The organism is Thermaerobacter nagasakiensis, assembly GCF_055396825.1.
This window is the reverse complement of the sequence record NZ_AP043740.1, coordinates 2578415-2592197: the sequence shown is the minus strand read 5'-3', so window position 1 is coordinate 2592197 and position 13783 is coordinate 2578415. Positions and strand designations below refer to the sequence as shown.

At 74.3% G+C, this 13783-nt stretch carries 5 protein-coding genes; 3 read left to right on the top strand and 2 right to left on the bottom strand.

Annotated elements, in window-relative coordinates:
* The first annotated feature begins 294 nt into the window (after positions 1-294).
* A complete protein-coding gene (locus tag ACZ5T9_RS10970; protein WP_464833115.1) occupies positions 295-1818 on the top strand; it encodes a carboxylesterase/lipase family protein in 1524 nt (507 codons plus the stop codon).
* Between the two features lie 171 nt (positions 1819-1989).
* Here ACZ5T9_RS10970 and ACZ5T9_RS10965 read toward each other — a convergent pair whose 3' ends face one another.
* Both ACZ5T9_RS10965 and ACZ5T9_RS10960 read right to left on the bottom strand, forming a co-directional pair.
* Positions 1990-6942, bottom strand: coding sequence for a glutamate synthase-related protein (locus tag ACZ5T9_RS10965; RefSeq protein WP_464833113.1), 4953 nt, complete (start codon positions 6940-6942; stop codon positions 1990-1992).
* A gap of 858 nt (positions 6943-7800) precedes the next feature.
* Positions 7801-9819 (bottom strand): spore coat protein, encoded by a 2019-nt coding sequence (locus tag ACZ5T9_RS10960; protein WP_464833112.1) that lies wholly within the window; start codon positions 9817-9819, stop codon positions 7801-7803.
* A 578-nt stretch (positions 9820-10397) separates the two neighbouring features.
* Here ACZ5T9_RS10960 and ACZ5T9_RS10955 point away from each other — a divergent pair.
* A complete protein-coding gene (locus ACZ5T9_RS10955) occupies positions 10398-11693 on the top strand; it encodes an MFS transporter (protein ID WP_464833110.1) in 1296 nt (431 codons plus the stop codon).
* A gap of 396 nt (positions 11694-12089) precedes the next feature.
* The gene (locus ACZ5T9_RS10950) at positions 12090-13697 is read left to right on the top strand and encodes a nucleotide sugar dehydrogenase (protein ID WP_464833108.1); all 1608 of its coding nucleotides are present in this window, start codon (positions 12090-12092) and stop codon (positions 13695-13697) included.
* Positions 13698-13783 lie beyond the last annotated feature (86 nt).

The following is a 13783-nucleotide window of genomic DNA, read 5'->3' as shown; positions in this document are numbered from 1 at the left end:
CCTGCCCCCCGGTGCTCCTTGCCAGGCCCGCCGGCGGCAGGTCTTGCCATGGATCCCCCCATCCGGCAGTGATCTGAGATGCCGTTCCTGCCTTCGGCAGCGAGCCTCCCCCGGCCACCGCGCGGGACACTCCTGCCCCGCGTGCAACCGGGCGTGGAACCGCGCGCCGGCCCTGCCAGCCCCCCCTAGCGCACACGCCGGGCGATATCGATGCAGGCAGGCCTTTCCCGACCGGCTGCCGAAGGAAACCCCGCCTGTCAACACCTGCCGCCCACGACGAGGGGGGAGAGGCCCGTGACCGGTGCCCATGGGCTCCAGGAGGTCATCGTCGAGACCCGCTACGGCGCCCTGCGGGGCCAGACCGACGGCACGGTGTGCGTGTGGAAGGGCGTTCCCTTTGCCCGGCCGCCGGTGGGCGAGCTGCGCTTCCGGCCGCCGGAGCCGCCCGAACCCTGGCAGGGCGTGCGCGACGCCACCCGCTTCGGCCCCGCCGCCGTCCAGCCCGACGACCGCCTGATCAGCAACATCACCGGCGGCGGCACCCTGCCCCAGGATGAAGACTGCCTCTACCTCAACATCTGGTCTCCTTCGCCCCAGGGCCGGCGGCCCGTGCTGGTGTGGATCCACGGCGGCGCCTACCTGACGGGGGCCGGGTTCATCCCCTGGTATGACGGCAGTTCCTTCGCCCGGGAAGGCGACGTGGTGGTGGTCACCATTAACTACCGCCTGGGCGCCCTGGGCTTCTTGTACCTGGAGGAGGCCTTCGGCCCCGATTTCGCCGGCTCGGGCAACCTGGGCATCCTGGACCAGGTGGCCGCCCTGCGCTGGGTGAAGGAGAACATCGCCGCCTTCGGCGGGGATCCCGACCGGGTGACCATCTTCGGCGAGTCGGCGGGGGCGGGCAGCGTGGGGGTGCTGATGGCGGTGCCCGCGGCCCGCGGCCTGTTCCACCGGGCCATCCTGCAGAGCGGCTCGGGCGCCCTGGGGGTGCGTAGCCCCGAATCGGCCGCCCGGGTGGCGGCCCGGGTGCTGCAAAATGCCGGGGTCGAACCCGGCCGGCGGGAGGCCCTCTACACCCTGCCCGCCCGCGCCTGGGTCGACGCCCTGGCGGCTCTGGGGCCGGGCCTGCCCGTGGGGCCGGTGATCGACGGCACGGTGCTGCCCGAGCACCCGCTGGCCGCCCTGGCGCGCGGGGCGGCGCGGGACGTGGCCACCCTGATCGGCGTCAACCGGGACGAGTACAACCTGTTCGCCCTGATGGACCCCGTGTGGCTGGGGGATGACGAAGCCGCCCTGCGCCGGCAGGTGGAGGCCGTGGTGGGCGCCGCCGCCGGGCCGCTGATGGATTTTTACCGGAGCCGCGGGGAGGGGCCCCTGGGCCGGCGGCTGCTGCCCCTCATGAGCTACGCCGTGTTCGTCCGCGGGATGCTGGCCACCGCCGATGCCCAGGCGCGGGTGGGGGCGCCCGTCTGGGCATACCGGTTCGACTACGCCACGCCGATCCTGGGCGGCGTCCTGGGCGCCTGCCACGCCCTGGAGATTCCCTTCGTGTTCAACACCCTGGACCGGGCCGGCGCCGACCGCTTCACCGGCACGGCGCCCGAGCGGCATGCCATCGCCCAGACCATGCACCGGGCCTGGATCGCCTTTGCCCGGGACGGCAACCCCCAGCACGAGGGCCTGCCTTCCTGGCCGCCCTACGACCTGGAAGACCGGGCGGTCATGGTCTTCGGGCCGGGGCCGGAGGCCCACGTGGAGCGCGATCCCTGGCGGGCGGAACGCCAGGTCTGGGCGGAGGTGGCGGGGGCGGCGTCGTGAGCGGGCCACCCCACCGCGTGCCGGCATCGTGCCATGTCTGGCACCGTACCGCGAGGTGCCCCGTCGGGCGGTGGGGCCGCAGGAGAGCGCTGTCCAACGGCAGCGGGCCGGGGACGAACCCGGCCCGCTGCCGTGCATCGGGGGGTGTGGCGTGCCCGTAAGCAGGCCGCCTCAGTCCAGGCCGGCGGCCACCGCCGGCAGGACCAATGCTGTCTCTTCCAGGATCCGCTCTCGCGAGGCCCGGGGGACCACCCACCAGAAGTGGGGAAGAACCCGGTCCCACTGGGCCAGCAGCTCCCGGGCCCGGGCGCTGCCGGTGCGGCGGGCGTGGAGCACCACCAGGCCGTGCAGGGTTTCCCGGGCCGCCTCCAGGGCGGCGGGGCTGGGCACCTCGGGCAGCCGGAACAGCTCCACCGACGGGGCGTGGTGGCGCGTGGCCAGGGCGCCGTGGGGATCGTAGACGAAGGCGGTGCCCCCCGTCATGCCGGCGCCCAGGTTGCGGCCGGTGGGGCCCAGGATCACCACCGTGCCGCCCGTCATGTACTCGCAGGCGTGATCGCCCGCCCCCTCCACCACGGCCACGGCGCCGCTGTTGCGCACTGCCAGCCGCTCGCCCGCCGCCCCGGCGCAGAAGAGGGCGCCGCCCGTGGCCCCGTAGAGCACGGTGTTGCCCACCACCACGTTGCGGGCGGGGTCGGCGGGGGTGCCGGGTTCCGGCCGGATGACGATCTCGCCGCCCGCCATGCCCTTGCCCACGTAGTCGTTGGCCAGGCCCGTCAGCTCCAGGTGCAGGCCGCTGATGCAGAAGGCGCCGAAGGACTGGCCCGCCACGCCCCGGAAGGACAGGTGCAGCGTGCCGGGCGGCAGCCCCTGGTCGCCGTAGCGGCGGGCGATGGCCCAGGCCACGGTGGCACCCACCGTGCGGTCCGTGTTGCGGATGGTGTAGCTGCGCCGGACCGGGCGCCGCCGCTCGATGTAGGGTTCCAGTTCCGCGGCGATGCGGCGGCCCAGGTTGTCGTCCTCCGGCAGGGGGTTCCGCAGCTGGAGCCGCCGCAGCGCGGGAGCCGGTTCGTCCGCGGCCGCGGTCCCCGGAGCACCGGCCGGCCGTGCCGGCGCGGATGTACCCGCGGCCGGTGCCGCCCCCGCGGCCCCGTTGGCTGCCGCCACCGGCGCTGCCGGCACCAGCAGCCCCGACAGGTCGATCCGCTCCGCCCGGGGCAGGGAAGCTGGCTTCTGCACCAGCAGGTCCGCCCGGCCGATCACCTCGTCCAGGGACCGGTACCCGAGCCCCGCCAAAAGTTCGCGCACCTCCTGGGCCATGTAGAGGAAGTAGTTCATCACGTGCTCCGGCGTGCCGGGGAACCGCTGGCGCAGCCGCTCCGCCTGGGTGGCGATGCCCACCGGGCAGGTGTTGGTGTGGCAGGCCCGGGCCATGACGCAGCCCTCGGCCACCAGCGCCGACGTGCCGAAGGAGTACTCGTCGGCCCCCAGCAGCGCCGCCACCAGCACGTCCCGGCCCGTCTTCAGGCCCCCGTCGACCCGCACCGTCACCCGGCTCCGCAGGCCGCTGGCCACCAGCATCCGCTGGGTCTCGACCAGTCCCAGCTCCCACGGCAGGCCGGCGTGCTTGATCGAGCTCAGGGGGGACGAGCCGGTCCCGCCGCTGTGCCCGCTGATGACGATGATGTCCGCGTACCCCTTGGCCACACCGGCGGCGATGATGCCCACGCCCGTCTCCGCCACCAACTTGACCGAGATCAGGGCCTCGGGGTTGGCCTGCTTGAGGTCGTAGATCAGCTGGGCCAAGTCTTCGATGGAATAGATGTCGTGGTGCGGCGGCGGGGAGATCAGGGGCACCCCCGGCACCGTGTGCCGCAAGCGGGCGATGAGCTCCGTGACCTTGTGGCCGGGGATCTGCCCGCCCTCGCCGGGCTTGGAGCCCTGGGCCATCTTGATCTGGATCTCCACCGCCGACGCCAGGTAGGCGGGGGTGACGCCGAAGCGCCCCGAGGCCACCTGCTTCACCGCGCTGTTGCGCTCCGTGCCGTAGCGGGCCGGGTCCTCGCCCCCCTCGCCGGAGTTGGAGCGGCCGCCCAGGCGGTTCATGGCGATGGCCAGGTTCTCGTGGGCCTCGGGCGAGAGGGCGCCCACCGACATGGCGCCCGTGGAGAACCGGCGCACGATGGCCTCCACCGGCTCCACCTCATCCAGAGGAACCGGCGGCCGGTCCGGGCGCAACTCCAGCAGGTCCCGCAGCTGGCTGGGCGGCCGGTCGTGGACCAGCCGGCTGAAGCGGCGGTAGTGCTCGTAGGAGGCCAGGAAGTCGCCGTCCAGCACCCCTGGCCGGGGCTTGGCCGCCGCCCGCACCGCCTCGTGCAGGGCGCGGACCACCTCCGGGTTGAACTCGTGAAATTCGCCATCCTTCTTGAACTTGAAGAACCCGTACCCGTCGGCGGTGGTGGCGGCCAGCTCGTGGCCGCGGGCGGTCTCGCCCGGGGCGGCCCCGGGCGGCGACCCTGCACCTGGCTGGGCCTCGGTGCCTGCCCGGGACCCGCCCGCCTTCCGGACCCCGGCGCCTGCCTGGGCCCCGCTCGCGGCCTGGATCCCGGCGCCTTCCTCAAGCCCGCCTGCGGCGGTGGCCTGGGCCCCGGCGGCCGGGTACCCCTGCCGGTGCCAGTAGAGCACGTCCTCCGCCAGCTCCCTGAGCCCGTTGCCACCCACCGCGCAAGGCGTGCCGGTGAAGCAGCGTTCGACCACCGCCCGGTCCAAGCCGATGGCCTCGAAAATCTGGGCCCCCTGGTAGGCGTCCAGGGTGGAGATGCCCATCTTGGACATGACCTTCTTGAGGCCGGCCTCCACCGCCCGGATGAACCGCAGGGCGCCCTCGTCGCCTCCCATCTCCCGGGCCACGGCCAGCGCCAGGTACGGGTGGACCGCCGAGGCCCCGTACCCGACCAGGGCGGCGAAGTGGTGGACGTCCCGCGGCTCGCCGCTTTCCACCACCAGGGAGGCCAGGGCCCGCTTGCCCGCCCGCAGCAGGTGATGGTGGACCGCCCCCACGGCCAGCAGGGCGGGGATGGGCGCCTGGTCCGGCCCCACGCCCCGGTCCGTCAGGATCAGGATGGACGAACCGGCGTCCACCGCCGCCTCGGCCTGGCGGCAGAGGGCGTCCAGGGCCGGCTCCAGGGCCGCCGGGCCGGTGGCGGGGAAGAGCATGGAAAGCTCGGCCATCCGGAACCCTCCCGCGCCGGGGGCCAGGGAGCCCACCTGCCGCAGCCAGGCCATCTGGGACTCGGTCAGCACGGGCCCGGGCAGCTCGATGACCCGCGCCTGGGCCGGTTCCTCCACTAGGAGGTTGGGGTGGCGGCCCAGCCGCACCGCCAGGGAGAAAACCAGCTCCTCCCGCAGGTGGTCGATGGGCGGGTTGGTCACCTGGGCGAAGCGCTGGCGGAAGTAGTGGTGGAGCGGCCGGTGCACCAGGGAGAGGACGGCGTGGGGCGTGTCGTCGCCCATGGAGCCGTCGGGCTCCTTGCCGGTCTCCACCATGGGCCGGACGACCACCGTCAGCTCCTCCCGCGTCCAGCCGAAGGCGGCCAGGGGCGGCAGGGGAGCGGGGGACGGGTCGCCGGGAGCCGCGGCCGCCGCGGGTGCGGGGGCGAGGGCCGGGGTCGCGCCGGGGACCGGAGCTGGGGCCGCCCCGGGTGCCCGATCCGGGCTGGCCCCGGCCGGGGCCAGCCCGGGCACCGGAGCCGCTCCGGCCGCGGGAGCCGCCGCCGGCGCCGTCACGATCTGCTCCGTCCAGCGCCCGTAGGGGCGGCGGGCGGCCACCTCCGCCTTGACCTCCTCATCGCGGAGGAACCGGCCCGTCACCAGGTCGACGGCGATGATCTGGCCGGGCCCCAGCTTGCCGTGTTCGTCCACGTCCGCCGGGTCGGCGTCCAGCACCCCCGCCTCGGAAGCCGCCACCACCAGCCCGCTCTTCAGCACGGTGTAGCGCATGGGCCGCAGCCCGTTACGGTCGAGCCGCGCCCCCACCCAGCGGCCGTCACTGAACACCAGCGCCGCCGGTCCGTCCCACGGCTCGGTCAGGCAGGCGTGGAACCGGTAGAAGTCCCGCAGCACGGGGGACAGGTCGCCCACCTTCTCCCAGGCCTCGGGGACCAGCATCATCAGGGCGTGGCGGGCGTCGCGGCCGGCCAGGACCAAAAGCTCCAGCACGTTGTCCAGCATGGCCGAGTCCGAGCCCGAGGGGTCGATCACCGGCGCCACCGCCTCCGGCGCTAGTTCCGGCCAATCCGGCACCGCCAGCCACGGCTCCCGGGCCGCGATGCCGTTGACGTTGCCCTGGAGGGTGTTGATCTCCCCGTTGTGCCCCAGCAGGCGGAAGGGCTGGGCCCGCTCCCAGGTGGGGGTGGTGTTGGTGCTGTAGCGCTGGTGGAAGATCACGAACCGCGTGGCGAAGTCCGGATCCTGCAGGTCCAGGTAGAACCGGTCCAGGTCGGAAGCCATCAGGAGCCCCTTGTACACCACGGTCCGCGAAGACATCGAGGCCACGTACGGCCGCGGATCGAACCCGGCCACCCTGCGCTCGAAGGCGCGCCGGGCCAGGTACAGGGCCCGGTCGAAGGGGAGGCCCGGAGCCACGCCCCGGCCGGGCACGATCACCGCGTGCCAGATGGACGGCTGGCTGGCGGCGGCGATGGGTCCCAGCACCCGGGGGTTCACCGGCACGGCACGCCAGGTCAGGACCTCCAGGCCCTGGTCGCGGCAGCTGGCCTCCAGCAGCGACCGGGCTCGTGCCGCCGCCGCGGGGTCCCGGGGGAGGAAGCAGGCGGCCAGGGCGAAGAGGTCGCCGGCCGGAAGGCGCAGGCCCCGCCCGGCCAGCTCCCGGGCCAGCAGGCGGCGGGGGATCTCCGTCATCACGCCCGCCCCGTCGCCGGTGATGCCGTCGGCGGCCACGCCGCCCCGGTGCCGCAGCCGGTGGAGCGCCTCGAGGCCCAGCTTTACCAGGGACGGCTCCGGGCGGCCGGACAGGGTGGCGATGAAACCGACGCCGCAGGCGTCGTGCTCGGGCAGCCTGGGCCGGGCCGGGTGGGGGGTCGGATCGGGCGGTTGCCGGTGCATCGGGATCCCTCCTTTGCCCGCCGGTCCGCCGGAAGGGCAGGCCCGCCGGCCGGGGGACGGTGCATGTTGCAAGTTTTCTTTCGCGGATCTTGCGGACGAACCGCGCCATGGCGCGGGGACTCACCCGGACCCTTTCACCGGTTATACACCCTATTGTATGAACCCTGTGGCCCGGGCGGGTCCAATCGTTCAGGATAAGCGCCCACGTTATGCCGGGTGTGTCCGCATGTTTTGGGATGAGTCGTCCGGCACTGCGGGGCGGGTCCACGAAGCGATTCGCTCGGTGAAGATTGGAAACGAATATTTAGGCATGATTATACGGGGCGCGGGGACCCCGTCAAGGGATCGTTAAGAAAGTTTATGATGTGGAACTTGCAGATTGCGCCCGCGGCTGGCGGAAGAGTTGCCCCGGGCCGGCCAGCGGCCGGTGGGGCGGGGTGAACAGCAGCGAGTCGCGGTGAACGGTGACCGGCGGTGAAGGGTTGCCGCGGTGAAGGGTTGCTGGCGGTGAGCGGTGACCGGTGGTGAACGGTTACCGGCGGTGAACCGGGGGTTACAGGATGCGGCCCGCAACCCATCGCGGGCGGCGGCACCACACCAGGGGATCCCGGTACCGCATCCCCGCCGGCGCCCGCGCAGGGTGCCCGACGGCGCCCGTGCACGGTGCCCGCCGGTGCCCGTGTAGGGTGCCGGTAGGCAAGGCGGGCCGTTCCGGTACGCACCGTACCGGAACGGCCCGCCGTTCGAACGGCCGCACGGCCGCACGCGCCAACGGCCCAGCGCCAGGGCCCGCCGCGCACGAAGGGCTCGCTGCGATGGGCCCACCGCGAACGGCCCACCGGTGCCCCATGCCTCCGGCTAGTTGCGGATCTGCTGGCCGCCGAAGGCTCCCTTCAGGCCGCCCGAAGGATAACCGGCCAGGCTGGTGTTGACGGCGCCCCCGGGCGTACCGTGGGCCATGGTGCCAAGGGCCCCGTCGCCGGTGGTGCCGTCCATGGCCGGCGCCACCTTGAGGGCCTCTTCGGTCCGCCGGATGTCGTCCTCCAGGTGGCGGATCAGTTCGACGGGCGCAGGGGGCACGGTGTAGAGTCCCCGCCGCCGCAGCCACTCGTAGTGCTGTCCCGCCATCTCCAGGTGCTGGCCTGCCATCTGGTACAAGGTCCGGCGCAGGTGCCGGTCGGCCGCCTCGGTGGCGGCGATCATCATCCGGACGGCCATGTGCTTGCAATCCTGCAGGCAGTCCGCCACGGCCAGGGCATCGGGATCGGCCAGGCGGACGCCGGCGGCCTGAGCCGGCCCCTGCTGCGCCGCCTCCGGCATCCAGGCGGATGGGGGCGCGGTGTAGCCCACGACCTGCTGGGGGCCGTGGCCCGGCCGGGCATCTAGGTGCGCCGGGGTCGAACCGGCCGCCGGGCCGCTCCATGGGGCGGCTGCCCAGTCGGGCGCAAACTCCACCCGGGGCGAGTCGAAGCGGATCCCTGCGGTGCCGGTGCCGCCCTCCGGCCCACCCTGGGCCGTCCAGTGACCGCGGAAGCCGGGCCCTGCCTCGGCCACCGGGACTGGACTGCCGGCCACCTGGGCCGCGGCCCCGGGGCCATACCCCACGGGCCGCACGGCGGTGAAGGCCTCGGCTTCGGGGGCGCCGGCGGCCCGAGCCCCACCCGGGCGCAGGCCGGCATCATCCCGCCCGGCGCCGCCCGCCTCCGCGGCCCTGCGGGCGGCCGGCCCGCCGAGGGAGCCAGCCTCCATCCGGGCGCCGCCCGCGGCGTCACCGTGGGCACCCAGGGCGCCGTCGTAGCCGCCCGCAGGGCCGCCGTAGCCGCCTGCGACACCACGGTAGCCGCGCGCGGCGCCACTGAAGCCGCCCCCGTCGCCGTAGCCGCCCACCCCGGGCTCCCGGGCTCCCGCCAGCCCGGCCCGCCAGTAAGCCGCCTGGCCCAGGGCCTCCGCCCGGCCGGCGCCCGGACGGTCGAAGGCGGTGACGCTCCCCGGCGCCACAGGGGCGCTGACGCTCCCCGGCGCCACGGGCGCCACGGATGCCTGGGCCCGGGTCACGGTACCGCCGCCACTTGCCCCTGCCCGGGCCTCCAGGCCCGCCGGTTCCCGCCGCGCTCCGGCCTGCCAGCCCTCGTTGTTGCCGGCCCCGGGTTCCCAGCCCACCAGCTCAGGCCGGTGCCGCAGGGCTTGGTGGGTCGTGCGGGCGCCCTCCCCCTGGGGGCCCAGCTCCGGGCTGCCGCCGCGGATGGGCCGCAGGCCGTCGCCGGCCGGGTCGCCCGCCCGGTAGCGGTGATCAGGGGTCGCCGCGGCGGGCCGGTAGCTGTAGGTACCCGGACCGGTGGGCGGGTAACCCGGCGCACCGCCGGCCTCCGCCGGATGAACGGGCCGCGGGGCCGCCCCCGGACCGCCGGCCGGACCGCTCACCGGTACGGCGCCCGGACCGGCAGAGCCGTACGCCCCGGTTCCCGGGCCCGCCCCGAAGGGGGCCGTCCCTGGCCCCGCGCCGAAGCCTGCAGCCGCCTCGGGGCTCCCCGGGGCACCGAAGACCCCCATGGCGGGGCCACCCCGGCCACTGGCATCTCCCGGGTCGCCGCCGAAAGCCTCCGGGCCGAAGGCGGCCGTCGCCGGGCCCGTAGCCGGCGCCGCGAAGCCGGTTCCACCGTCGCGGGCGGTCCCTAGCCCGTACAGCCCGCCCTCGCCGGCCAGCGCCTGCTTGAGCTGCTGGCACTGCTGTCGGAAGGTCCGCTGGTGCGCCCCCAGCATCTGGACCACGTCGGCGTCCCGGGCCGTGCTGGCGGCGTGGAGCAGCTTGTTGGCCGCCGCATCGCAGGCGACGATCAGGTCCCGCAGCTCCAGGACCTCGTGGACGGTGCGCTGCACCCTTCCCCCTCCTTGCGTGCCGCCCCAGGTGGCCTTGCGTGCTGCCCCGGACGGCGTTGGCTGCGTGATATCAGGCGCTGCGGCATGATGCCATTCAAGAGGAAGCGTGTTCGCGGCCGCGGGCGGCTAGAATAGCAGTTTCTGGTATCCGGGTGGGGCCGGTTGTCTCCCCGGGAAACCGGCGTTCGGCAGGGGAAACCGGCTCCGAGCAGGGGAAACGGCAGGGGAAGCGGGAGGGGAAACGGGAGGGGAAACAGGAGGCGAAAGGGACGTCACCCAGGGGGAACCGAACCATTGCCGGGGAAATAATCCCATCGATACACGGGCGAGCCAGGGCGGGTCCTGCCGAAGACGGCCGCTTACGGTGTCGAACCGGCCCCCGGCGCCGGGCGAAGCGGCAGCCAGCGGCCGCCGGCGTCGAGGACGAGGGGCCCCGGGGCCGAATCGGCCCGCGATGCCGAACCGGCCCATGATGCCGGTGATGCCGTTGATACCGAACCAGCGGCCCTCGCCGGCATCCCGCCGGCGGGCGGGGCCGGGGATTCGCCCGGATCGCGGGGAAGGGGAGAGGGGTCGCGGTGGCTGCCAACCCGGCGTACACGGCGGGCCGCACCGGCAGCCCGGGGGACGAGCCCTGGGCCGGCTGGTGGCGAGTGGTGGTACTGGGAACCGGCTACCTGGGCATCCAGGTGGTCTGGACCCTCTACAACGCGTACCTGCCCAACTTCTACGGGCAGTACCTGGCCAGCAACTTCCTCATCGGCCTGATCATGATCCTGGACAACGTGGCCGCCGCCACGATCCAGCCCTACTTCGGCGCGCTGAGCGACCGGGTGTCCACCCGCCTGGGCCGGCGCATGCCCTTCATATTTATAGGCGTTCCCCTGACGGCCCTGGGGCTCGTCCTGATCCCCCGGGAGCACAGCCTGGCCTTCCTGCTGCTGGCCACGGTGATCATGAACGTGGGCATCAGCGTCTACTCCAGCCCCGCCGTCGCCCTGATGCCCGACGTCACCCCGCCGGACAAGCGGGCCCGGGCCAACGGGATCATCATGCTGATGGGTGGGCTGGGGGCCATCCTGGCCATCTTCGTCCTCTCGCCCAGCTTCGACCGGGGCCGGACCCTGCCCTTCGACCAGGCGGCCCTGGTGGTGCTGGCGTCGCTGGCCCTGGTGGCCCTTCTGGTGCCCGAGCGGCGCCTGGCCCGGTTCGCCGGCAGCCAGGGGGACGAACCGGCCGCCGCGCCGGCGGGGGACGGCGCCCCGGCCCAGCGCGGCCATTTGCTGGTGGCCCTGCGGGCGGTGGCCCGCTCGGACGACCGCCGGGCCTTCTGGCTTCTTCTTGCGGCCCTGGCCTGGGTGGCCGCCGTCAACGGCGCCCAGAACATGTTCACCCGCTACGGCACCGAGGCCCTGGGCCTGAGCCAGGTGCAGGCCACCTTCATGCTGGGCTACTTCGCCGGGCCCTTCATCCTGCTCTCGATCCCCGCCGGCATCCTGGGCGACCGCATCGGCCGGCTGCGGGCCACCCGCCTGGGCAGCGTGGGCATCGTCCTGGCCTTCTTGGCCCTGGCCCTGCAGCCGCCGGGCGCCCTGGTCCCGGTGCTCTTCGCCCTGGCGGGCCTGTGCTGGGCGCTGCTGATGACCAATTCCTATCCGATCCTGATCAACCTGGCGCCGCCCGGCACCCTGGGCACCTACACGGGGCTCTGGAACCTGGCCATCGCCGTGGCGGGGCTCATCTCGCCGCCCCCCTACGGCGCCGTGGTCGACCTTCTGGGCTGGGCGGCCTTCTTCCCTGTGGGGCTGGTCTTCCTGGTGCTGGGGACGTGGTTCATCCTGCGGGTGCGAGCGACGGCCGGGACCGCCTCGTGAAGGGGGTGGCCGCGGGGAGCGGGGGTGGGATACGGCGGTGGGGTACGGGGTGCCGCCGGGTCGGGCGGGTGGCGCCCGAGGGCACCCGGGGTTCGGCTGCAGCATACCGGCCCCGCCGGAGCGATCGGATGCCGTCGCGGGCAGGTGGGTGACGCCCTGGTCCTCCGGGGGTTGTGGTGGCGGGGTGCGGGGTGCCGCGGTGTCCGGATGGCGCCGGGGGATGCGGGCTCAGGGCGCGGCATGCGGGGCGCGCCGCGGCATGGGGGCCCCGCCCACACGCCCCCACCGGCCCCTTGCCGCCGGGCCGCCCGTGTGCAAGGAATTAATAAGGTTTGGACCGTGCGGCCGTTTCCGGCACCGCGCATCCGTAACCCTATGGCCAGGGAGGACGATGAGATGCCCGAACGGATTGCCGTCATCGGCCTGGGGTACGTGGGCCTGCCCACGGCGCTGCTCTTCGCCGGCGCCGGGGTCGACGTGCTGGGCGTCGACATCAACCCGGAGCTGGTGGCGGCCCTGAACGCTGGCCAATGCCCTGTGGAAGAACCCGGCCTGCCCGAGCTGCTCCAGGAGGTCCGCGCCACGGGCCGCTTTCGCGTGACCCGGCAGCTGGAGAGCCGGGACGTGTACATCATCACCGTGCCGACGCCCCTGGACCGGGAGACGGGCGGTTCCGACCTGACGGCGGTACGCAAGGCCGCCGAGGCGGTGGCCGAGGTGGCGCAGCCGGGCCAGATGGTGATCCTGGAGTCCACGGTGCCGCCGGGGACGCTGGAGCGGCTGGTTCGTCCCATCATCGAGAGCCGGGTGGAAGGGCTGGATTACGTCTTCTCGCCCGAGCGGGTCCTGCCGGGCCGGATCCTGATCGAGCTGCCGGGCAACCCGCGCCTTATCGGGGCCGCCTCGCCCCGGGCCGCCGAGCGCGCCCGGGTCCTCTACGCCACCTTCGTCCGAGGCGAGATCCGCATCACCGACCCCACCACCGCCGAGCTGGTCAAGCTGATGGAGAACACCTACCGGGACGTGAACATCGCCCTGGCCAACGAGTTCGCCCTGGCCGCCGAGCGGGTGGGCGTCAACGTCTGGGAGGCCATCGAGCTGGCCAACCTGCACCCGCGGGTGAACATCCACCGGCCGGGGCCGGGGGTGGGCGGCCACTGCATCGCCGTCGACCCCTGGTTCATCGTGGAACGGGCGCCCCTGGCCACCGCCCTGATCCGCCAGGCCCGCACCACCAACGACCGGATGCCCGTGGTGGTGGCCGAGCGGGTGGAGGAGCTGACGGTGGGCCGGGGGCCGGGTCGCGGTCCCGCAGGGGGCGAAGCCGGCGACGAGTTCCGGGCGGCGGCCGGTGACGGGTTCCGCGCTGCGGCTGGCCACGGGGCCGGCGACGGCGCGGGCAACGCTGGGGCTGCCCCCGGCGGGGAAGCGGGGCTAGCACCCGCTGCAGCCGCCGCTGCCTACGGCGCCCCCGGCGCTGCCAACGGTGCCCCGGGCGCCCTGCGCTCGGGCGGGATCCGGCCCAGTAGCATCAAGGTGGGCCTGCTGGGCCTGGCCTACAAGGGCAACTCCGACGACAGCCGGGAATCGCCGGCCTACGTGCTGGCCCGGATCCTGCGCAGCCGCGGCTTCGACGTGGTGGCCTACGATCCCCTGGTGCGGCGGGGCCCGCTGCCCAGCGCCACCCTGGAGGAGGCGGCCCGCGGCGCCCACATCCTGGTGCTGGTCACCGACCACGACCGGTTCCGGGAGATCGACCCGGCGGCCGTCCGGGAGCTGGTGGCCCGGCCCGTGCTGCTGGACACCCGCAACCACCTGGATCACCAGCGCTGGCGAGCCGCCGGCTTCGAGGTCCATGTGCTGGGCGACGGCAAGGCGCGGTGGGCCTGGGCCGAGGCCGCTGGCGCCGCCGGCCCTGCGGCCGCCGGTGCCGGGGTCGCCGGTGCCGCCGGCCGCCTGGCCGGGACGGACAGCCCGGGCAGCGGCACGCTGCACCGCGGGTGAGGACCCATGGCCGGCAGCCCGCCGCCCGCACCGGCGCCCGCACCGCGGCCTGTACCGGCGTCCGCCGCTACCCCCGCACCGGCACT

Coding starts and splice junctions, on each gene's coding strand:
- ACZ5T9_RS10965 (WP_464833113.1), bottom strand. CDS start 6,942: ATGCACCGGCAACCGCCCGATCCGACCCCCCACCCGGCCCGGCCCAGG.
- ACZ5T9_RS10950 (WP_464833108.1), top strand. CDS start 12,090: ATGCCCGAACGGATTGCCGTCATCGGCCTGGGGTACGTGGGCCTGCCC.